At 74.7% G+C, this 19,974-nt stretch carries 19 protein-coding genes; 11 read left to right on the top strand and 8 right to left on the bottom strand.

The window, feature by feature from the left end; genetic code table 11:
* Positions 1 to 48: 48 nt before the first annotated feature.
* Together ACH4UK_RS10150 and ACH4UK_RS10145 are read right to left on the bottom strand one after the other, a co-directional pair.
* Positions 49 to 657: a sugar O-acetyltransferase gene (locus tag ACH4UK_RS10150; RefSeq protein WP_398355554.1), complete on the bottom strand. Its 609-nt coding sequence runs from the start codon at positions 655 to 657 to the stop codon at positions 49 to 51.
* The gene (locus ACH4UK_RS10145) at positions 654 to 1,919 is read right to left on the bottom strand and encodes an MFS transporter (protein ID WP_398355553.1); all 1,266 of its coding nucleotides are present in this window, start codon (positions 1,917 to 1,919) and stop codon (positions 654 to 656) included. Before ACH4UK_RS10145 ends, ACH4UK_RS10150 begins: the two co-directional genes overlap by 4 nt.
* 126 nt (positions 1,920 to 2,045) lie before the next feature.
* Here ACH4UK_RS10145 and ACH4UK_RS10140 point away from each other — a divergent pair, with 126 nt between their 5' ends.
* The 5 genes from ACH4UK_RS10140 to ACH4UK_RS10120 all read left to right on the top strand — a co-directional run bounded on the left by ACH4UK_RS10140 (position 2,046) and on the right by ACH4UK_RS10120 (position 9,696).
* Positions 2,046 to 3,023 (top strand): winged helix-turn-helix domain-containing protein, encoded by a 978-nt coding sequence (locus ACH4UK_RS10140; protein WP_398355552.1) that lies wholly within the window; start codon positions 2,046 to 2,048, stop codon positions 3,021 to 3,023.
* 210 nt (positions 3,024 to 3,233) lie between these two features.
* Positions 3,234 to 5,846, top strand: coding sequence for a class III lanthionine synthetase LanKC (gene lanKC, locus ACH4UK_RS10135; protein ID WP_398355551.1), 2,613 nt, complete (start codon positions 3,234 to 3,236; stop codon positions 5,844 to 5,846).
* 42 nt (positions 5,847 to 5,888) lie between these two features.
* A complete protein-coding gene (locus ACH4UK_RS10130; RefSeq protein WP_351054680.1) occupies positions 5,889 to 6,020 on the top strand; it encodes a SapB/AmfS family lanthipeptide in 132 nt (43 codons plus the stop codon).
* A gap of 92 nt (positions 6,021 to 6,112) precedes the next feature.
* Positions 6,113 to 7,882: an ATP-binding cassette domain-containing protein gene (locus ACH4UK_RS10125; protein WP_398355550.1), complete on the top strand. Its 1,770-nt coding sequence runs from the start codon at positions 6,113 to 6,115 to the stop codon at positions 7,880 to 7,882.
* Positions 7,879 to 9,696, top strand: a complete 1,818-nt coding sequence (locus ACH4UK_RS10120) for an ATP-binding cassette domain-containing protein (RefSeq protein ID WP_398355549.1) — start codon at positions 7,879 to 7,881, stop codon at positions 9,694 to 9,696. The genes ACH4UK_RS10125 and ACH4UK_RS10120 overlap by 4 nt, the downstream gene beginning before the upstream one ends.
* On the opposite strand, the gene ACH4UK_RS10115 is transcribed toward ACH4UK_RS10120, so the two are convergent.
* From ACH4UK_RS10115 to ACH4UK_RS10105, 3 genes are all read right to left on the bottom strand, one after another.
* The gene (locus tag ACH4UK_RS10115) at positions 9,665 to 10,270 is read right to left on the bottom strand and encodes a LuxR C-terminal-related transcriptional regulator (protein WP_398355720.1); all 606 of its coding nucleotides are present in this window, start codon (positions 10,268 to 10,270) and stop codon (positions 9,665 to 9,667) included. The two genes, ACH4UK_RS10120 and ACH4UK_RS10115, sit on opposite strands and share 32 nt — an antisense overlap.
* A gap of 247 nt (positions 10,271 to 10,517) precedes the next feature.
* Positions 10,518 to 11,399, bottom strand: coding sequence for a transglutaminase-like domain-containing protein (locus tag ACH4UK_RS10110; RefSeq protein WP_398355548.1), 882 nt, complete (start codon positions 11,397 to 11,399; stop codon positions 10,518 to 10,520).
* 27 nt (positions 11,400 to 11,426) lie between these two features.
* Complete coding sequence (locus tag ACH4UK_RS10105; RefSeq protein ID WP_398355547.1) at positions 11,427 to 12,446, bottom strand: GNAT family N-acetyltransferase; 1,020 nt, start codon at positions 12,444 to 12,446, stop codon at positions 11,427 to 11,429.
* A 117-nt stretch (positions 12,447 to 12,563) separates the two neighbouring features.
* On the opposite strand from ACH4UK_RS10105, the gene fdxA reads away from it, so the two are divergent.
* Entirely contained in the window at positions 12,564 to 12,884 is a 321-nt protein-coding gene (gene fdxA / locus ACH4UK_RS10100) for a ferredoxin (RefSeq protein WP_007446848.1), read from the top strand.
* Positions 12,885 to 13,021: 137 nt separating this feature from the next.
* Positions 13,022 to 14,116: a succinyldiaminopimelate transaminase gene (gene dapC, locus ACH4UK_RS10095; RefSeq protein WP_398355546.1), complete on the top strand. Its 1,095-nt coding sequence runs from the start codon at positions 13,022 to 13,024 to the stop codon at positions 14,114 to 14,116.
* 68 nt (positions 14,117 to 14,184) lie between these two features.
* Here the strand turns inward: dapC and ACH4UK_RS10090 are convergent, their stop codons facing one another.
* Positions 14,185 to 14,652, bottom strand: coding sequence for an ATP-binding protein (locus tag ACH4UK_RS10090; RefSeq protein WP_398355545.1), 468 nt, complete (start codon positions 14,650 to 14,652; stop codon positions 14,185 to 14,187).
* Between the two features lie 290 nt (positions 14,653 to 14,942).
* Complete coding sequence (locus tag ACH4UK_RS10085) at positions 14,943 to 15,878, bottom strand: hypothetical protein (protein ID WP_398355544.1); 936 nt, start codon at positions 15,876 to 15,878, stop codon at positions 14,943 to 14,945.
* A 61-nt stretch (positions 15,879 to 15,939) separates the two neighbouring features.
* Here ACH4UK_RS10085 and dapE point away from each other — a divergent pair, with 61 nt between their 5' ends.
* Both dapE and ACH4UK_RS10075 read left to right on the top strand, forming a co-directional pair.
* The gene (gene dapE, locus ACH4UK_RS10080) at positions 15,940 to 17,019 is read left to right on the top strand and encodes a succinyl-diaminopimelate desuccinylase (protein ID WP_398355543.1); all 1,080 of its coding nucleotides are present in this window, start codon (positions 15,940 to 15,942) and stop codon (positions 17,017 to 17,019) included.
* Positions 17,020 to 17,118: 99 nt separating this feature from the next.
* Entirely contained in the window at positions 17,119 to 17,904 is a 786-nt protein-coding gene (locus tag ACH4UK_RS10075; protein WP_398355542.1) for a TIGR00730 family Rossman fold protein, read from the top strand.
* Positions 17,905 to 17,980: 76 nt separating this feature from the next.
* Here the strand turns inward: ACH4UK_RS10075 and folP are convergent, their stop codons facing one another.
* Positions 17,981 to 18,853 carry a dihydropteroate synthase gene (gene folP / locus ACH4UK_RS10070; RefSeq protein WP_398355541.1) on the bottom strand — a complete coding sequence of 291 codons (873 nt, stop codon included), beginning with the start codon at positions 18,851 to 18,853 and terminating at the stop codon, positions 17,981 to 17,983.
* A gap of 116 nt (positions 18,854 to 18,969) precedes the next feature.
* On the opposite strand from folP, the gene ACH4UK_RS10065 reads away from it, so the two are divergent.
* Positions 18,970 to 19,380: a DivIVA domain-containing protein gene (locus tag ACH4UK_RS10065; RefSeq protein WP_398355719.1), complete on the top strand. Its 411-nt coding sequence runs from the start codon at positions 18,970 to 18,972 to the stop codon at positions 19,378 to 19,380.
* The gene (locus tag ACH4UK_RS10060) at positions 19,377 to 19,973 is read left to right on the top strand and encodes a DNA-3-methyladenine glycosylase I (RefSeq protein ID WP_398355540.1); all 597 of its coding nucleotides are present in this window, start codon (positions 19,377 to 19,379) and stop codon (positions 19,971 to 19,973) included. The genes ACH4UK_RS10065 and ACH4UK_RS10060 overlap by 4 nt, the downstream gene beginning before the upstream one ends.
* Position 19,974: the final 1 nt, after the last annotated feature.

The raw sequence follows: 19,974 nt of genomic DNA, 5'->3' as shown, positions 1-19,974 counted from the left end.
GTGCGGGCGCCGGCCTTCGGCCTTCGGCTCCCGCACCCGTCGCTGGGGCTAGGCCTCCGGCTGGGGCGTCGCCTCTGCCGCTGCCTCGCCGATCTTCCGGATCACCCGGGCCGGGTTGCCGACCGCCACCACGTTCGCGGGCAGGTCCTTCGTGACGACCGCCCCCGCGCCGACCACCGTGTTCTCGCCGATGGTCACCCCGGGGCAGACGATCACGCCGCCGCCCAGCCACACGTTGTCGCCGATGGTGATCGGCTCCGCCGCCTCCCACTTCGCGCGGCGCGGCTCCGGGTCGACGGGGTGGGTCGGGGTGAGCAGCTGGACGTTCGGCCCCATCTGCACGTCCGCGCCGATGGTGATGCGGGCGACGTCCAGGAGGACCGCGCCGAAGTTGATGAACGTCCGGGGGCCGATGGTGATCTGGTAGCCGTAGTCGACCCGCAGCGGGGGCCGCACCTCCACGCCCTCGCCCAGGTCGCCGAGGAGTTCGGCCAGCGCGGCGCGGCGGGCCTCGGGGTCGGCGGCGGAGACGGCGTTGTAGCGCTCGCTCAGCACGGCCGCGTTCAGCGCCTCCGCCGCCAGCTCGGGGTCGTCGGCGATGTAGAGCTCGCCGGAGAGCATCGCTTCCTTCTGGCTGGGCCTGGCCTCGTCGGTCATGTCGTCGTCTTTCGTCCGGGGTGGGCGGGGTGGGCGGGGTGCTCGGGTGGTCGGGGTGCCGGAGGTGATCCGTCCGCTCCGAGCAGTCTCCCTCCGGCGCCCCCGGACCGGTCACGCAGCCCCGGGGCCAGCGCCAGCGTCACCGCCACCGAGAGCCCCGCGACCGCCGCCATGCCCGTCGCGGGGGACGTCAGCTGCGCGATGCCGCCCGCCACGGCCGCGCCCACCCCCTGCATCGCGAGCATCCCCGAGGAGCTCAGCCCGAGCGCCTGGCCGCTCAGCTCCTGCGGAGTGAGGGCCATCAGCCGTTCCTGGAGCAACAGGCTCGCGGCGAAGCCCACACTCGCCAGGACGACCACCGCCAGCGCGAGAGGCGGCCCCGGCCGCAGGACGAAGAGGAGGTAGGGCGCGGCCAGCAGCAGCCGGAGCGGCGCCCCGAGCCGCGCCCGCCAGTGTGTTGTGACGAACCGCCCGACCAGGGTGTCCCCGGCCAGCATCCCCAGGGCCCCGCCGGCGAAGAGGAGCCCGGCGTACCCGGGCGCATAGGCGACGTACAGGGACTCGGAGCCCACGACGAGCCCGTTGGGCACCCACAGCGCGAGGAACACGTACCGGCGCGGCGTGGACGACCAGAGCAGCGCGTTCGTCCGCCGGGTCTCGCGGACCGAGGGGCGGCCGGTGGCCCTGGGCGGCCGGGCGGTCAGCCCGAACCGGGTCACGGCCGCCGCGAGCGCGTACAGGCCCGCCCCGACCAGCAGCGTGCCGCGCGCCGAGAACACCGTCACCAGCACCCCGCCCACCGCGAACCCGCAGATCTGCATCGCGCCGCCCGTCATGTTGAGCACGGAGCGGCCGAGCAGGAACCCCTCGCGCGGAACGATCTCGTTGAGCAGCCCGTACCGCACGCCCCCGCCCGGGGACGCGGCCACCCCCAGCACGAGCAGGACGGCGAACGCGGCCCACAACGGCAGTCCGGGAGCGGCCTGGACGCAGGCGGCCCCGGCGGACAGCAGCGCCAGGGCGCTCAGCGCGGCGCGCGGCGGCAGCCGGTCCGCCGCCGACAGCAGGGTGAGCGCCCCGGCGACCTGGGCCAGCGACGGGCCGAACATCGCCAGCGCCGACAGCAGGGGGGAGCCCGTCCGCGTGTACACGAGGGTGCCCAGTGCCAGGCCGGTCGCGGTCTGGGCGGCGGTCTGCACGGAGACGGCCGCGAAGAAGGGGGTGAACTCCGGGGTCCGGAACAGTTCGCGGTAGGTGCGCATGGATCGGAGTCTCCGGACGCCGCCGCCGGGGCCGTTACTGTTTCGCGCGGACGCGAAAGTCCGGCGTGACCGGAGTGGCCTGCCGGACCATGGACCGGGGCGGACAGGGAAGGGGGCGGTGGGCGCGTGGGCTGGTGGCAGGTCGGTGCGGACACCCTCGCGAACAGCCGCTTCGTCGTCTCGCCGTTCGCGGAGGCCCTCGCGAGCCTGCTGGTCCTGGAGCGGGCCACCGCCGCGCACCCGGGGGAGCGCGCCTGGCTGGAGACCCATCTGCCCGCGTACCGGCAGTGGCAGGCCGGTGAGCCGCTCTCCGCGCTGGTGATCCGCTCCGCCCTCGCGCCCCGCTGGACCGCCGACTTCCTCACCCCCGCACCCGTCCCCGCGCCGCCGGGCCGGGCCCCGTCCTCCTTCGCCGAGGAGCTCGCACGGGTCCGGGCCACCCCGCCCGGCCGGGCCCGCGCCGAACTGGCCGAGGCGCTGCGCGGGCCGCTGCCCGCCGCGCTGGACCGGGACGACCTGGCCCGGCGCGCCGCCGACGCCCTGGAGTGGGTCTGGACGCACACCGTGCTGCCCGACTGGCCGAGGCGGCGGCGGGTCCTGGAGGCCGATGTGATCGCCCGTACCGCCCAGGTGGCGCGCGGTGGCTGGGCCGACGCGCTGAACGGGATGCGTCCCGGGATCCGTTGGCTGGGCGACAGCCGGCTCCAGATCAACACCCACGACAACCCGCCGCGCGAACTGGGCCGTGCCCAACTGCTGTTCGTTCCCGTGACCCCCGACCAGTCGTGGGTCTGCTGGGACATTCCGCGCCGGTACGGGGTGGTGTACCCGTGTTCCGGCGTGCTCGCCGAGGCCGGGCGCGTTCCCGTGCCCGCCGCCCTGGGCGCACTGATCGGCCCGGCGCGGGCGGCCGTCCTGCTGCTGCTCGCCTCCCCGCTCAGCACGACGCAGCTGGTCGCGCTGACCGGCCAGGGGTTGGGCTCGGTGGGCCGCCATCTGCGGATCCTGCTGGACGCCGGACTGGTCCGCCGCCGCCGCGCGGGCCGCTCCGTGCTCTATTTCCGTACGGAGGCGGGGGACGTCCTGGTGCACGGCGCCGGCTGAGACGGGTGCGGGAGCGCCCCGCGCACGCCCCCGCGCGCCTTCGGTCCGCACCCGTCCGGGGCTGGGCGGCCGGCGGATACCCATCAGTACGCGGTGCGCTTCGCATGGGTGGCATGCATGTACGAGTCGTGACAACGGTGACTATGGGCACCGCTCGTCGTTGTGACAATTTCTCTCTCGCCACGAAAGAACCGAGCGAGGGGGCCGTGCGTGAATCCGGAGTACGCCGCGTACTGCCAGGCGGACCGCCGCTTCTACGACGCGCCCCACCGCTTCCCCGGACCCGGCGGCGCCGCCGACGAGGAGCGCTCGTTCTACGCGCCGCTCCGAGGCGCCGTACCCGAGGGGTGGACGCGCTCCCGGCGCGGCGACTGGCTCGCGTACAGCCCCGACGGGCTGCGACTGCCGCCCCAGGGCTGGAAGATCCACGTCTCGGCCGCCCTCGACAACGCGGCCTCCGTGCTGGACCGGGTCCTCGCCCACTGCCTGGAACACCGGCTGGCCTTCAAGTGCATACCGAACGCCGCGCTGTTGGCCCTGCGGAACGCCAAGTACGCGGACCGGGCGGGCAGCGGGAAGTTCATCACCGTCTACCCTCCGTCCGACGAGGCGTTCCCCGAGGTGTGCACCGCCCTGACGCAGTTGCTGGAGGGCGAGCACGGCCCGTACATCCTGAGCGACCTGCGGTGCGGGAACGGGCCCGTGCACACCCGGTACGGGGCGTTCGCCGCCCGCTTCTGCTCCGGCCCGGACGGGCGGCCCGTGCCCGCCGTCGCCGATCCGCAGGGCCGGCTCGTCCCGGACGACCGGGGCCCGTCCTTCCGCCTCCCCTCCTGGGTGACCCCGCCCGGCTTTCTGCTGCCGCACCTCCGAGCCCGTGCGGCCGTGGGCCTCGGGGACCTCCCGTACACCGTGGAGAAGGCGCTGCACTTCTCCAACGGCGGCGGGGTCTACCTCGGCCGCGACACCCGCACCGGTGAGCAGGTCGTCCTCAAGGAGGCGCGGCCGTACGCCGGTCTGGCCGCCGACGGGGCGGACGCCGTGGCCCGGCTGGAGCGCGAACGGGCCGCCCTGGAGCAACTGGCCGGGCTGGACTGCGTACCGGCCGTCCGGGACGTCTTCGAGGTCGGCGACCACCGCTTCCTGGTCCTCCAGTACCTCCCCGGTGCCACCCTCAACACCGTCTTCGCCCGCCGCTTCCCGCTGGCCCGGCAGCACCCGTCACCCGAACTGCTCGCCGAACACGCCGCCTGGGCGGCGGAACTGTACGGACAGGTCGAGCGCGCCGTCGAGGCGGTGCACGCCCGGGGCATCGTCATCAGCGACCTGCACATGAGCAACGTCATGGTCGACGAGGAGACCTCGCGCATCGTCCTCCTCGACTTCGAGGCGGCCTCCCCGGCCGCCGACCGACGCCGCCAGATCGTCGCCAACCCGGCCTTCGTCGCCCCGCCCGACCGGCGCGGCGCCGACATCGACCGCTACGCGCTGGCCTGTCTGCGGCTCGCCCTGTACCTGCCGCTCACCACCCTGTTCGGCATCGACCGCACCAAGGCCGCCGGCCTCGCCCGGGACATCGCCCGCGTCTTCCCGGTCACCGAGGAGACGCTGCGGCCCGCGGTCGAGGAGATCCTGCGCGACACGGCCGGGCCCGCTCCCGCCGCCCCCGACCCCGGCGACTGGCCGGGCAGCCGCGCCGCGCTGGTCCGGGCCATCACCGCCTCCTGTACACCGGAGCGCGAGGACCGCTGCTTCCCCGGGGACATCGCGCAGTTCGCCACGGCCACCGGCGGCCAGTCCTTCGCGTACGGGGCGGCCGGAGTGCTCTACGCCCTCCACGAGACGGGCGCACCGCCGTGCGGGCCGGCCGAGGACTGGCTCCTGCGGCACGCCAAGGACCCGGCGTCCGGCAGCCCCCTCGGCTTCTACGACGGACTCACCGGCATCGCCTGGACCCTGCACCGGATCGGCCGCACCGCCGAGGCCGCCGACCTTCTCCGGATCATCCTCGACCAGCCCCTGGAGGGCCTCGCGCCCGGCCTCCACAACGGGTACGCGGGCATCGGCCTCGCTCTCGACGACCTGGCCCGCACCGCCTCCGCCACCGACGCCCCGGCGCTGTCCGCGGCGGCCGCCCGCTGCACCGCCCTCGCCGTCCGCGCACTCGTCGACGGTCCGCCGTCGCCCCGCACCGGACTGCTGCACGGCGCGAGCGGCATCGCCCTGCTGCTGGTGCGCCGGTACGCGACCACCGGGGACCCCGCCCTGCTCGACCTGGCGGCCACCGCCCTGCGCCGCGACCTGGCACGCTGCCGGGCCGGGGACGACGGCGAACTCCTCGTCGTCGAGGGCAAGCGGCTGATGCCGTACCTCGGTTCGGGCAGCGCCGGCATCGCGGCCGTCATCGACGCCTATCTGGCCCACCGCCCGGACCCCGCGCTCGAAGCGGCGGGCCGCGCCCTCCTGCCGGCCGCGCTCTCCGCCTTCTACGTCCAGCCCGGACTGCTCCGGGGCTCGGCCGGACTCCTGCTGCACCTCGCGGCCACCCCGCTGTGCGACGCGGCCGACCGGGAGCGCGCCATCGCCCGCCACACCGACCTGCTGGGCAGCCACGCCCTGGCGTACGGCGGCGGAACCGCCTTCCCCGGCGAGCAGTTGATGCGCCTGTCGATGGACCTCGCCACCGGGACCGCCGGCGCCCTCCTCGCCCTGGGCGCCGCGTTCGGGCGCCCCACCGGACTTCCCTTCCTGCCCGCCGCTCCGGCGGCGGGCCCCGGCCGCGCGAGCGGCCCCATGAACCGGCCCCGCCAGGGGTCGTCGTAGCACCACCGTCCAGCACCACAACCGTCCCCGAAAGGACACATCATGGCGCTTCTCGACCTGCAGGCGATGGAGACCCCGGCCGAGGACTCCTTCGGCGAGCTCGCCACGGGCAGCCAGGTCTCGCTGCTGATCTGTGAGTACAGCTCCCTCAGCGTGGTCCTCTGCACCCCGTGACCCGCACCGGCCGGCCCACCGGTGATCCTCACCGGTGGGCCGGCCGGCCACGTGCCCCCAGGGGCGTTCCGCCGATCAGGAAGGGCGACCCCGTGCGGCTGCACCCACGTCCGGGCGCGGAGTCCGGAACCCGGCGGCTCGCCCGGCAGCACCCGGCGGCCCTGCTGGGGCTCCTTCTCTGCTCCACCGGCGGGGCGCTCGCCGCCCTCGCGCTGCCCGCCGCCCTGGGCCACACCGTCGGCCGGCTCGTCGCCGGCGGCCCCGTGCCCTGGTCCGGGCTGCTGCTCTGCGCCGCCCTGACCCTCGCCGAGACCGGGTTCGACGCGGCGGCCGCCGTGACCGGCACGAGCACCACCGCCCGGCTCACCGCCGCCCTGCGCACCCGCACCGCCGCCCGGATCCTGGCCGCCGAACCCCGCCGCGCCCTCGCCCTGCCCACCGGCGACCTCGCCGCCCGGCTCACCGCCCGCACCGCCGACGCCGCGTCCGCGCCCGTCACCGCCGCCGGAGCCGTCGCGGGCGTCCTGCTCCCGCTCGGCGCGCTCGTCGGCCTCCTCCTCGTCGACGTCTGGACCGCCGCCGCCCTCCTCCTCGGCGCCCCCCTCCTCGTCGCCCTGCTGCGCGCCTTCACCCGCCGGACCGCCGACGCGGGGGCCGACTACCAGCGCGCCCAGTCGCTCATCGCCCACCGGCTCACCGAGGCCCTCGACGGCGCCGACACCATCCGCGCAGCCCGCACCGGCGCACGGGAGCACCGCCGCGTCCTGGAACCCCTCACCGCCCTCGCCGAACACGGCGGACGCACCTGGGCCGTGTACGGGCGGGCCGTCGGCCGCAGCGGCCTCCTGCTGCCCCTGCTCATGCTGCTGGTCCTCGCGGTCGCCGGACTGCGGCTCGGCACGGGCGCGATCGGCGTCGGCGGTCTGGTCGCCGCCGCCCGCTACGCGAGCCTCGCCGTCGGCATCGGCGCGCTGACCGGCGCCCTGGGCTCCCTCGCCCGCAGCCGCGCGGCCGCCCGGAGCCTGGAGCCCCTCCTCACCCTCGCACCGCTGCCGCACCGCGGCCTGGGCCCGCCGCCCGGCGCCCCCGGACACCTCGAACTCCGGGACGTCGGCGTCGAACAGGACGGCGGCCCCCTGCTGACCGGCGTCCACCTGACCGTCCCCGGCGGCACCTCCCTGGCCGTCGTCGGGCGCTCCGGATCCGGCAAGTCGGTGCTCGCCGCGGTCGCCGGGCGACTGCTCGACCCGGACACCGGCAGCGTGCTGCTGGACGGCGTCCCGATGGACGGCATGGAACCGGCCCGGCTGCGCCGCGAGGTGGCGTACGCCTTCGCCCGCCCGGCCCTGCCCGGCGGCACCGTCGAGGACACGATCGCCTACGGGCCCTGGACCGCCTCGCCCGAAGCCGTACGCGACGCGGCCCGCGCGGCCCGCGCCGACGGGTTCCTCGCGCTGCTCCCGTACGGCTACGCGACCCCGCTCGCCGACGCCCCGCTCTCCGGCGGTGAACGCCAACGCCTGGGCCTGGCCCGCGCGTTCGCCCACCCCGGCCGTCTGATGATCCTCGACGACGCGCTGTCCAGCCTCGACACCGTGACCGAGCACCACGTCCGGCGCGCGCTCGACGCGCGGGCCGGGCACTGCACCCGGGTCATCGTCGCCCACCGGCTGTCCTCGGCCGCGCGGGCGGACCGGGTCGCCTGGCTGGAGGACGGCCGGATCCGCGCGACGGGCCGCCACGACGCACTCTGGGCGGACCCGGACTACCGGGCGGTCTTCCGCACGGACGCCCCCGCCGGGGCCGCCGTCCCCGCGAGCCGCACGCCCGTGCCGCCGGCCGCCGGAGCGGAGGCCCGGTGAAGACCGACGGGGCACAACCCCGGCGCGTGGCGCGGCCCGGGGCACGCCCCCGCCGCGACGCGCCGCTGCGCCGGGTCGGCCGCGAGGCCCGGCCCTTCCTGCGGGCGCGGACCGGCGTGGTCCTGCGGCTGGCCGGCTGGTCCCTGCTGGAGTCCGCCCAGACCTTCCTCGGCGGATTCGGGGTCGCCCGCGCACTCGACGACGGCTTCCTCGCCGGACACCCGCTGACCGGCCTCCTCTGGCTGGCCGTCGCCGCGGTCGCCGTGCTGCCCTCCGTGCCCGCCGCCCGCGGCGTGTTCGGCCGGCTCGCGGACCTGGTGGAGCCGCTGCGCGACGGGCTGGTCCGGCGCGCCGTGTCCCGGGCGCTGTCCGGCGCGCTCGACCGCTCCGGCGACCTCGGCGCCCGGTCCCTGTCGCAGGTCACCCATCAGAGTGAGATCGCCCGGGACGGCTGGGCCGGACTCGTCCTGACGCTGCGCTCGTTCGTGTTCACGGCGGCCGGTGCCGTCACCGGCCTGCTGGCCCTCTCACCCGCCCTCCTCCTGATCGTGCTGCCCCCGCTGGTCCTCGGGTCCGCCCTGTTCCTCGCCACCCTGCCGCCGATGGCCGCCCGCCAGCGCGACTACCTCGCCGCCGACGAGGCGTACGCGGCCCACGCGGGGCTGCTCGCCGCCTCCGTACGCGACATCGCCGCCGCCGGGGCCGCCGAGCGGACGGTGGCCGAGTCCCGGACCCTCGCCGAGGACCAGCTCGCCGCCTCCCGCTCGCTGGCCCGCTGGTCGGGCGTACGGGTGCTGGCACTCGCCGTCTGCGGCCGGTTCCCACCGCTCCTGCTGCTCCTGGGGGCGCCCTGGCTGCTGCGGAACGGGCTGACGCCGGGCGCGCTGGTCGGCGCGCTGACCTACCTCACCCAGGCGCTCGCCCCCGCCGTCCAGGCGCTGATGACCATGCTGGGCACCGTCGGAGGCCGGCTCGTCGTGGTCCTGGACCGGTTCACGGACGCGCCGCCGCCGCCCGCCGAGGACCCTCCGCCGCCGGCCCGGGACGCCGCCCCGCCGCCGCGCGGAACCCCGGTCGCCGAACTCCACGGGGTCAGCTTCGCGTACGGGCCCGGCGCCCGGCCCGTCCTGGACCGGCTGTCCCTGACGATCGGGGCGGGGGAGCACCTCGCGGTCGTCGGCCCGAGCGGCAGCGGCAAGTCGACCCTGGCCGCCGTCCTCGCCGGCACCGAGCGGCCCACCGGGGGAGCGGTCCGGTGGCGGGGGCGGCCGGTGCGCCCGGCCGACGCCACCTCCGTACGCGTACTGCTGCCCCAGCACGCCTACGTGTTCAGCGGCTCGCTGCGGGACAACCTGTGCTACCTCCGCCCCGACGCCCGCGACCGGGAGATCGCGGCCATGGCCGACGCGCTCGGCCTGGACGCGCTGCTCTCCCGGCTCGGCTCCCTCGACGCGGACCTCGAACCGGACCGGCTCTCCCAGGGCGAGCGGCAGCTCGTCGCCCTGGGCCGGGCCTACCTGGCCGCCCCGCCGCTGCTGATCCTCGACGAGGCCACCAGCCGGCTCGACCCGGCCGCCGAGGCCCGCGCCGAGCTGGCGTTCGGGGCCCTGCCGGGCGCGCTCGTCGTCGTCGCCCACCGGCTCGGCTCGGCCACCCGCGCCGGGCGGACCCTGGTGATGGACGGCCCGCGCACCCGGTGCGGCACCCCCGCCGAACTCCTGCGCACCTGCGCCCTCTACCGGGACCTGGCCGGCCTCTGGGAGCCCGACGAGGAGGGCGGCATCAGATCCACCCCGCCTCCTTCGCCCGTCTGATCGCGTCCAGCCGATTGCGGGCCCCGGACTTCCGGATGGCGGCGGCCAGATAGTTGCGGACCGTTCCCGGCGTCAGGTGAAGTCGGGCGGCTATCCCGGCCACGGTGTCACCCCCCTCGGCCATCGAGAGCACGCTCAATTCCCTTGGCGATAACGGCATATCGGCCACCTGGAGGAGGCTGAAGGCCAGCGACTCGTCGATATGCCGTCCGCCGTCCGCCAGTTTGTGCATCACCTCGGAGAGGTCGTCCACCGGGCGGTACTTGTCGATGTACCCGAGCGCTCCCGACTCGTACGCCCGTCGCAGACCGCGCGGCCGGTCGCTGCGGGTGAGCACGGCGAGCGGAAACGACCCGCCGTGCGGCGCGGTCATCGACTTCACCTCGTCCAGGACGCCCAGCGCGCCCGGACAGTCGAGGTCGGTGAGGAGCACATCGGGACACGCCCCGCTCAGCGCGGCCCGTATCGCCCCGCCCTCGGCGGTGCGGACCTCTATCCCCCGCCCCGTGCCGAGGAGCGAGGCCAGCGATGCGCGCCACAACGGCACGGTGTGGACCAGCAGCACGGTCGTCATCATGGTGCCCTCAGCTTTTCTCTTCCGGCCCGCCCGAAGCGGAATGCGACGAGCTGTACGCATCCGGTGACGGGTATCCAGTTGAGCGCATGGGCATTCGCGTACGCCGACGAACGAGCCGAATAGCGAGGCCGTTGGGCGCGGAAGGGGGCGTTCGGATGCAAATCGGGAGCGCACATCGCCCACGGACCCATCCGTCTCGCCACCGGCGACGTCCGGAGGGCCGGTTTCCGTTCCGCGGCCGGATTCAGTTCAGCAGAGCGCGCGCGGCGTGGGCCTTGCGCCGGATGTTCTCGGCCGTCGTCGGCTCGATTCCGTCGAGGATCTCCGCATATTCCTCCATCTCCGTCGCCCCGCGCAGGAATTCACCGCGCTGGACCAGGAGCTGGGCGTGCTCGTAGCGGAGCCTGGCCGGATGCGAGGGCAGGAGCAGCGACAGCTCCACCGCCCACAGGGCCACGTCCGTGCGCTCGGGCCGGGCCGCCGCCCAGGCCCGGATGTTGTTCAGGATCCGCAGCACGATCTCCAGCGGCCGCGCGGGCGCCATCATCGACGGCTCCAGCGCCGCCCCGGTCGCCCCCGTGACCAGCAGCTCCGCGTCCTGGCCGGTCAACGGCGCGCCCCCGGCGAACGGATCGGCCAGCACCGGGTGCTCCGGATCGCCGAAGCCGACCGCGAAGTGACCGGGCAGCGCCACCCCGTACACCGGCGCGCCCGCCCGCCTGGCGACCTCGATCCAGACGACCGACAGCAGGATCGGCAGCCCCCGGCGGCGGCGCAGCACCTGCTGGAGGAGCGAGGAGCCCAGCCGCTGGTAGTCGACCGAGGATCCGCCGAATCCGCAGCGTCCGCCCAGCAGTTCGGAGAGCGCCGAGGCCCACGCGGCGGGGGAGCGGGAGCCGAAGGGCAGCAGCCCCGCCAGCCGGTCCAGCTCGATCTGCGCGGCGTCGATGCCGTACGGATCGGGGACGGCCTCGCCCGCGGTCACCGGGCGGGGCTCGGCCGGGCCCACCGGTCCGGCCTCCGCGCCCAGCAGAAGGCACAGCAGGGCGAGGTCCGGCCGCTCGGACCGGGCCTCCTCGGCGAACTGCCGCCGCCGCTCGGCCGTCCCGGAATCCAGCGCGCTCATATGCGACCCATGTCCTGTCCCTGTCCGTCACGCCGAGCGGTAGTGGTGGTAGCGGTGGTGGGCCGAGAAGCCCATGGCGTCGTACAGCGCCCGCGCCCCTTCATTGTCCTCCTCCACCTGGAGCCAGGCCGCGGACGCGCCTTCGTCCAGGGCCCGGCGGGCCAGCGCGGTCATCACGGCGGTGGCCAGTCCGCGCCGCCGCTGCTCCGGAGCGACCTCGACGGCCATGAACCCCGCCCACCGCCCGTCCACGACACACCGCCCGATCGCGGCCGGCGGGGTGTCCGGATCCGCGTCCGCGCCCCCGGTGTCGCCCGGCACCGTGGCGAACCAGACCGAGGGGCCGCTGCCCAGCACCCGCAGCACCGAGGGGCCCGGGGTGGAGAAGCGCTGGTAGCGGGCGAGCCAGGGCGCGTCCGGGGCACGGCTCAGCCGGACCGCCGACACGTCCGCCTCCTGGTCACCGACCGGGGCCAGCGCGGCGATCCGCACCTCCGCCGAGACCTCGCGCCGCCAGCCGTGCCGCTCCAGCTCCGCGCACAGGACCTCCTGTGTGCCCTCGGCCCCGGTCGCCGTCTGGACGTACGCGGGCAGGCCCCGCTCCTCGTACCAGGCGCGGACCCGTCCCAGTGCCTCGCCGACCGGCAGACCCGGATCGCCGAGCGGCAGCGCGGAGTTGGCGCGCCGGGTGAAGCCCCCGGCGGCGCGCAGCCGCCAGTCGCCCAGCGCTGCGCTCTCCACGGGCTGCCAGGCGCGCGCGGTGACGGCGGCCAGTTCCCCGAAGGAGGCGGCGGGGCCCCGCCGGCGGGCCGGGGCGGCGGGCACGAGCTTGCCCGCGACCAGGGAGGATTCCACGATGTGGATGGATTCCCCGCTCTTTCGTGTGATCGAGAGCACCCCGTTGTCCCATGATGTGAGCACCCCGACCGCGTCGGCGAACTCCGCGCCCGCGCCCCCGCTGTCCGTCCGACGTCGCACGGATACACGTTTGCCCACGTCAGCGGGTGTGATGCGGACTTCCAGCCGTCCGCCGATGGTGAATTCCACAGCTCTGTCCGCCCCTCCTGTTCGGATCGTGCCCGAGAACGGAGATACTAGGGGCGGGCATCGACGACGCCGCGCTCCCGCGCGAGAGCCAACGCCCTACCGAGGAGGAACGACAGCGTGACCTACGTCATCGCGCAGCCTTGTGTCGACGTGAAGGACAAGGCCTGCATCGAAGAGTGCCCCGTCGACTGCATCTACGAGGGCCAGCGGTCCTTGTACATTCACCCGGACGAATGCGTCGACTGCGGAGCCTGTGAGCCGGTCTGCCCGGTCGAGGCCATCTTCTACGAGGACGACACTCCGGAGGAGTGGAAGGACTACTACAAGGCGAACGTCGAGTTCTTCGACGATCTCGGCTCTCCGGGTGGTGCTTCCAAGCTCGGTCTCATCGAGCGCGACCACGCGTTCATCGCCGGACTGCCGCCGCAGAACCAGTAACCGGCGGCACCACGCGCGCAGCCCGGTCCCGCACGGTCCGTCACCGTGCGGGACCGAGGCGTTTTCCCGTACCGCCGGGCCGACGCCGTGCGCCCCCGCCGCCGCCCGTACGAGCACACCCGAGAAAGCAGAGCGCCGTGTCCGCAGTCTCCTCCCGCCTCCCGGTCTTCCCCTGGGACAAGCTCGCGCCCTACAAGTCGACGGCGCAGGCCCACCCGGACGGCATCGTGGACCTGTCCGTCGGCACCCCCGTCGACCCGGTCCCCGAGCTGATCCGGCGGGCGCTGGTAGCCGCCGCCGACAGCCCCGGCTATCCGACGGTGTGGGGCACCGAGGCGCTGCGGGACGCGCTCACCGGCTGGGTGGAGCGCCGCCTCGGCGCGGTCGGCGTGACCCACGCCAACGTGCTGCCCGTCGTCGGCTCCAAGGAGCTGGTGGCCTGGCTGCCGACGCAGCTGGGGCTCGGCGCCGGCGACAGGGTGGCCTACCCCCGGCTCGCCTACCCGACGTACGAGGTCGGCGCCCGGCTCTGCGGCGCGGAGCCGGTCGCCTACGACGACCCGACCGAGCTGGACCCGGCGGGGCTGAAGCTGCTGTGGCTCAACTCGCCGTCCAACCCGACCGGGAAGGTGCTGTCCAAGGACGAGCTGATCCGGATCGTGGCCTGGGCGCGCGAGCACGGCGTGCTGGTCTTCAGCGACGAGTGCTACCTGGAGCTGGGCTGGGACGCCGAGCCGGTCTCGGTGCTCCATCCGGACGTCTGCGGCGGCCACTACGACGGCATCGTGGCGGTCCACTCCCTCTCCAAGCGCTCCAACCTGGCCGGATACCGGGCCGCCTTCATCGCGGGCGACGCGGCCGTCCTCGGCGAGCTGCTGCTGATCCGCAAGCACGGCGGGATGATGACGGCCGCTCCGGTCCAGGCCGCCACCGTCGCCGCCCTCGGCGACGACGTGCACGTGTCCGAGCAGCGCGCCCGCTACGCGGACCGCCGTCTGGCCCTGCGCGCGGCCCTGGAGGCGCACGGCTTCCGGATCGAGCACAGCGAGGCGAGCCTCTACCTGTGGGCGACCCGCGACGAACCGTGCTGGGAGACCGTGGCGTACCTCGCGGAGCTGGGCATCCTGGTGGCGCCCGGCGACTTCTACGGCCCGGCGGGCGCGCGCTTCGTCCGGGTCGCGTTCACCGCGACCGACGAGCGGGTGGCGGCGGCGGTCAAGCGCCTGTCCTGACCCGGACACGCGGGAGGGCCTGAGGAGTGCGCACTCCTCAGGCCCTCCCGCGTGTGTGCGGCGGCCGGTCAGCCGATCGGCAGACCGTTCAGCGGCAGCGCGTCGGTGGGCAGACCGCCCTGGGTGAGGGAGTCGGTGGGCAGGCCGCCACCGAGCCCGTCGGTGGGCAGACCGCCACCGGCGGCGTCGGCCACGCCGCCCACGGCCTGGCCCGCGCTGCCCGCGGTCTGGCCGGCGGTCTCCTGGGCGGCCGGGACGGCCACCGCGGCGGACTTGCCGACGGTCTGGCCCGCGGCCGGGACCGCGGTGCCGACGAGCCGGCCGCCGGTCTCCCCGGCCGCCCGGGTGCCCTGCTGGGCCGTGCTGTCCAGGGTGTTGCCGACACTCGCGCCGTCCAGCGCGGTCAGGCCGCCCAGGTTCGGGGTCTGCGGGAGCTCTGCGGCGCCTGCGGCACCGGCCGCACCGACCACGGGGGCTGCACCTGCGGCGATCAGCAGCGCGGCACGAGCGATCCGACGGGTCAGGGGGAGGGACATGATGCTCCTTCAGCGGGTTGTGCACGAATCTGTCTGTCCGGTGATCGGACGCACTGACAACCGCTTCGGGGGAGGGGGAGGTTGCGGTGAGCGAAGGTAAAGACTGAGTAATGCGTCCGATAATCCGCAGCGGAAGAACCCGGGCAAACAATCCATTCCGCCGAATCCCGATGAACCGTCACTTCCCTTGTACCGCAAGGGAATCGGAGCAGCCGGCCGAGCTCGTGGGGAACCCTGCCGAACAGGGCCGGGGTCAGAGCCCCCAGGGTCCGTACGGGTGACAGGTCGAACTACCGGGCGACCTGGATCCTGACCGCCGCCGTGCCCGTTTCCGACCCCTTCGCGCGTTCCGTCCGCCAGCCCGTACCGGCGTCCCAGACCCGGTCCGCGTAGCTCACGCGCTCGATCCGCAGCGCCTCGGACTGCGCCACGGCCCAGTGCGCCAGCTCCCAGCCGCGCCGCGGCGCGGCCTTGTCCTCGGCCCGCGCCGAGGTCGCCGGGACGGGCACCGAGACGGTCGAGGCGGCGGTCGCGCCCGCGCTGCTCGTCCTCGCGGCGGGAAGCACGCCCTTGCCGAAGGCCCGCACCAGCTCGGCCCGCACCTGGGCCGCGTCCCCCGGACCGTCCGCCGTGGCCGTCGAGGGGGTGCAGTTCAGCGCGGCCGGACTGCGCCCGGTCAGCGCGGCGGCCAGCAGCGCGGCGTCCGGCTCGTGCTTGGCGTACGCCTGCGGGAAACCGCTGCGCTGCACGCGCTGCGCGGCCACGGTCAGCGGCAGCCGCGAATAGCCCGGAACCTCGGCGAGATGGTCGTAGAACTCACCGGAGGAGTAGACCGGGTCCATCAGCTGCGCGGGGGTGCCCCAGCCCTGCGAGGGGCGCTGCTGGAACAGCCCCAGCGAGTCCCGGTCCCCGTAGTCGATGTTGCGGAGGGTGGACTCCTGGAGCGCGGTGGCCAGCGCGATCGTCACCGCCCGCTCGGGCATGCCCCGGGTGGTGCCCACCGCGGAGATCGTCGCCGCGTTCACCGCCTGGGCCAGGCTCATCTCGTACGAGTGCGAGCCCCCGCCGTCGCCGTCGGAGGCCTCCACGACGCAGCGGGGCGGGTTCTTCGAACCGGAGGAGTCGTACTGCACGGCCAGATAGCCGCCCAGGGCCGCGAGCACGGCGAAGGCCGCCGCACATCGGATGAGGCGGCTGCGGCGGGCGGGGCTGGCTGTCCGGGGCACGGGCCCACCGTACTGGAGGGCCCGGCCGGGGCCGATACCCAAGTCCCTTAGGGTCGGGGCCATGGCCGACAGCACCCTTGACCTCACCCTGGACGGACCGGCGCTCACCGCGCGGCTCGTCGACTTCCCCTCGGTCAGCGGGGAGGAGAAGTCCCTCGCCGACGCGATCGAATCGGCCCTGCGCGCGCTGCCCCACCTCACCGTCGGCCGGCACGGCAACAACGTCGTCGCCCGGACGGACCTGGGCCGCGCCGAGCGGGTCGTGCTCGCGGGCCACATCGACACCGTGCCGATCGCCGACAACGTCCCCTCCCGCCTCGACGGGAACGGGATCCTCTGGGGCTGCGGGACCTCCGACATGAAGTCCGGCGTGGCCGTCCAGCTCCGGATCGCCGCGACGGTCCCCGCGCCCAACCGCGACCTGACCTTCATCTTCTACGACAACGAAGAGGTCGCCGCCCACCTCAACGGCCTCGGCCACATCGCCGACGCCCACCCCGACTGGCTCGCCGGAGACTTCGCCGTCCTGCTGGAGCCCTCCGACGGCGAGGTCGAGGGCGGCTGCCAGGGCACCCTGCGGGTCCACCTGCGGACGACGGGGGAGCGGGCCCACTCCGCACGCAGCTGGAGGGGCTCCAACGCCGTCCACGCCGCCGCGCCGATCCTGGCGAAGCTCGCCGCCTACGAGCCCCGCCGCCCGGTCATCGACGGCCTGGAGTACCACGAGGGCCTCAACGCGGTCGGCATCGAGGGCGGCGTCGCCACCAACGTCATCCCGGACGCCTGCACCGTCGTCGTCAACTACCGCTACGCCCCCGACCGCACCGAGGACGAGGCGATCGCCCACGTCCACGAGGTCTTCGCGGACTGCGGCGTGGACGGGATCGTCATCGACGACCACTCCGGCGCCGCCATGCCCGGCCTCTCGCACCCCGCCGCCCAGGCGTTCATGACCGCCGTCGGCGGCACCGCCCGGCCCAAGTTCGGCTGGACCGACGTCTCCCGCTTCGGCGCGCTCGGCGTCCCCGCGGTGAACTACGGACCCGGCGACCCGATGTACGCCCACAAGCGCGACGAGCACGTGGCGGTCGCGAAGATCACCCACTGCGAGGACCGGCTGCGCTCCTGGCTGACCACCTGACTCACGGCATTCCCCCGTACGTAACCTCCGCCGATCTACGCTGGCCGTACGCAGTACGACACGACCCAGCACGACGCAGGTCGGTGGAGGGAGCGGAACATGGGCAACGCCGAGGACGCACGGATCCCTGAAGGCGCCGAGATCCCCGAGGGCGCGGTCGGCCCCGAGGAGCAGTGGCTGGGCCCGGTCCTGCGCCGCAGGGAGCAGGTCCAGCCCGGTACGACCGACCAGCGGCTGCTGGACTCCGAGGGCGACTCCGAGTGGGTGCACACCGACCCCTGGCGGGTGATGCGCATCCAGTCGGAGTTCGTCGAGGGCTTCGGCGCGCTCGCCGAACTGCCGAGCGCGATCAGCGTCTTCGGCTCGGCCCGCACCCCGGACGGATCGCCGGAGTACGAGGCCGGCGTGGCGATCGGCAAGGCACTGGTCGATGCGGGCTTCGCGGTGATCACCGGCGGCGGACCGGGCGCGATGGAGGCCGCCAACAAGGGCGCCCGCGAGGCCAAGGGCGTCTCGGTCGGCCTCGGCATCGAGCTGCCCTTCGAGTCGGGTCTCAACCCGCACGTCGACATCGGCGTCAACTTCCGCTACTTCTTCGTCCGCAAGACGATGTTCGTGAAGTACGCCCAGGGCTTCGTGGTCCTGCCCGGCGGCCTCGGCACCCTGGACGAACTCTTCGAGGCGCTGACCCTCGTCCAGACCGGCAAGGTCACCCGCTTCCCGATCGTCCTGTTCGGCAGTGCCTACTGGGGCGGCCTGATCGACTGGCTCCGCGACACGGTGGTGGCCCAGGGCAAGGCCTCGGAGAAGGACCTGCTGCTCTTCCACGTGACGGACGACGTGGAGGAAGCGGTGATGCTGGTCACGAAGGAGGTCGGGCGGTAGGACCCGGCCCCTCCGGTGATCGAGGAGCGGGGTCCAGGGGCAGCGCCCCTGACCCCGCCCGCCGGCCAGGCGGCCGCTACGCCAGTCCCCGCCGCGCCACGGCCGGCGGACGGTGCCCGGCCACGGACGCCACCATGTCCAGGACCTGCCGCGTCTCCGCCACCTCGTGCACCCGGTACACCCGCGCCCCCAGCCACGCCGAGACCGCCGTCGTCGCCAGCGTGCCGATGACGCGCTCCTTCACCGGCCGGTCCAGCGTCTCCCCGACGAAGTCCTTGTTGGACAGGGACACCAGCACCGGCCAGCCCGTCTCCGCCATCTCCCCGAGCCGCCGCGTCGCCTCCAGCGAGTGCCGGGTGTTCTTCCCGAAGTCGTGGCCCGGATCGATCATGATCGCGTCCGGCCGCACCCCGAGCTCCACCGCCCGCTCGGCAAGGCCCACCGTCACCCGCAGGATGTCCGCCATCACGTCCTCGTACGCGATCCGGTGCGGCCGCGTCCGCGGCTCCGCGCCGCCCGCGTGCGTGCACACCAGACCCGCCCCGTACCGCGCGGCGACCTCCGCCAGCTTCGGGTCCACCCCGCCCCACGCGTCGTTCAGCAGGTCCGCCCCGGCCTCGCAGACCGCCTCGCCCACGTCGTGCCGCCAGGTGTCCACGCTGATCACCACGTCCGGGTGGCGGCGGCGTACCTCGGCGACGAAACCGACCGTGCGGCGCGCCTCCTCCTCGGCGCTCACCTCCTCGCCGGGGCCGGCCTTCACCCCGCCGATGTCGATGATCGCGGCGCCCTCGGCCACCGCCTGCTCGACCCGGGCGAGCGCCGGCTCGTCCCGGAACGTGGCGCCCTGGTCGTAGAAGGAGTCCGGGGTCCGGTTCACGATCGCCATGATCACCGGCTCGTGCGGCCCGAATTCCCGCCGCCCCAGCCTGAGTGCACCGCTGCGCATCCCGCTTTTCCTCCTCAGATAGCCCGCCTGCGACCCTAAGGCCTCCCGAGGCGGGCCCCGACTGTCGGTGCCGCATGGCACGATCGGAGCCGGACGAGGTTTCCGCCCCCGGGGAGATGCGCGTGTTCTGGTTCTTGCTGCTCACGATGGTCGTGGTCGTCACCGCGGTCACCCTCGCGGTGGTCGGCGGCGGTGGGAGCGCGGTCCTCCAGGACGTCCCGCCCGAGCGGTTCACCGATCCCCTGCCCGCGACCCGCCCGGTCGGCCGGGCGGACATCGAGGCGCTGCGCCTGCCGGTCGCCCCCCGCGGCTACCGGATGGCGGACGTCGACGAGGCGCTGTCCCGGCTCGGCGCCGAGCTGGCCGAGCGCGACGCCCGGATCGCGGAGCTGGAATCCACCCTGGCCGGGGCGCAGGCGGCCGCGGTGACGACGGGCACCGACCTGTTCGAGCACCCAGGGGACCGGTCCCCGGAGCCGGACGGCCGGGCGAACGGCTCGGCCCGCACCGAGGAGGACGGCCGATGAGCGGCGGAGCCGTCGCAGCTGCCGACGGCGGGCTGCGCTGCCCATGGGGCCTGTCCGCCGAGGACTACCTCGACTACCACGACACCGAGTGGGGCCGGGCGGTCCACGGCGACGACGCGCTGTTCGAACGGCTCTGTCTGGAGGCCTTCCAGTCCGGCCTCTCCTGGATCACGATCCTGCGCCGCCGCGAGACCTTCCGTACCGCCTTCGAGGGATTCCGGATCGAGGCCGTCGCGAAGTTCACCGACACCGACCGGGAACGGCTCCTCGCCGACCCGGGGATCATCCGCAACAGGGCCAAGGTCGACGCGACCCTCGCCAACGCGAAGGTGCTCGCCGACTGGCCGGCCGGGGAGCTGGACGAGCTGATCTGGTCCCACGCCCCCGACCCGGCCGGCCGGCCCGCCCCGCGCACACTGGCGGACGTCCCGGCCGTCACACCGGAGTCCACCGCGCTCGCCAAGGCACTGAAGAAGCGCTCGATCCGCTTCGTCGGCCCCACCACCGCCTACGCCCTGATGCAGGCCTGCGGACTGGTCGACGACCACCTCGCGGACTGCGTGGCGCGCGGCGGCGGCAGGGCACCGCGCTGAG

Source organism: Streptomyces sp. NPDC020884 (assembly GCF_044333935.1).
Classification (GTDB): Bacteria; Actinomycetota; Actinomycetes; order Streptomycetales; family Streptomycetaceae; genus Streptomyces.
This window is presented reverse-complemented; position numbering and strand designations above follow the sequence as displayed.

Excerpts from the sequence above, each read along its gene's own strand:
- ACH4UK_RS10150 (WP_398355554.1), bottom strand. The coding sequence starts at position 657 with ATGACCGACGAGGCCAGGCCCAGCCAGAAGGAAGCGATGCTCTCCGGC.
- ACH4UK_RS10145 (WP_398355553.1), bottom strand. The coding sequence starts at position 1,919 with ATGCGCACCTACCGCGAACTGTTCCGGACCCCGGAGTTCACCCCCTTC.
- ACH4UK_RS10130 (WP_351054680.1), top strand. The coding sequence starts at position 5,889 with ATGGCGCTTCTCGACCTGCAGGCGATGGAGACCCCGGCCGAGGACTCC.
- ACH4UK_RS10115 (WP_398355720.1), bottom strand. The coding sequence starts at position 10,270 with ATGACGACCGTGCTGCTGGTCCACACCGTGCCGTTGTGGCGCGCATCG.
- ACH4UK_RS10110 (WP_398355548.1), bottom strand. The coding sequence starts at position 11,399 with ATGAGCGCGCTGGATTCCGGGACGGCCGAGCGGCGGCGGCAGTTCGCC.
- ACH4UK_RS10090 (WP_398355545.1), bottom strand. The coding sequence starts at position 14,652 with ATGTCCCTCCCCCTGACCCGTCGGATCGCTCGTGCCGCGCTGCTGATC.
- dapE (WP_398355543.1), top strand. The coding sequence starts at position 15,940 with ATGGCCGACAGCACCCTTGACCTCACCCTGGACGGACCGGCGCTCACC.
- ACH4UK_RS10075 (WP_398355542.1), top strand. The coding sequence starts at position 17,119 with ATGGGCAACGCCGAGGACGCACGGATCCCTGAAGGCGCCGAGATCCCC.
- folP (WP_398355541.1), bottom strand. The coding sequence starts at position 18,853 with ATGCGCAGCGGTGCACTCAGGCTGGGGCGGCGGGAATTCGGGCCGCAC.
- ACH4UK_RS10065 (WP_398355719.1), top strand. The coding sequence starts at position 18,970 with ATGCGCGTGTTCTGGTTCTTGCTGCTCACGATGGTCGTGGTCGTCACC.
- ACH4UK_RS10060 (WP_398355540.1), top strand. The coding sequence starts at position 19,377 with ATGAGCGGCGGAGCCGTCGCAGCTGCCGACGGCGGGCTGCGCTGCCCA.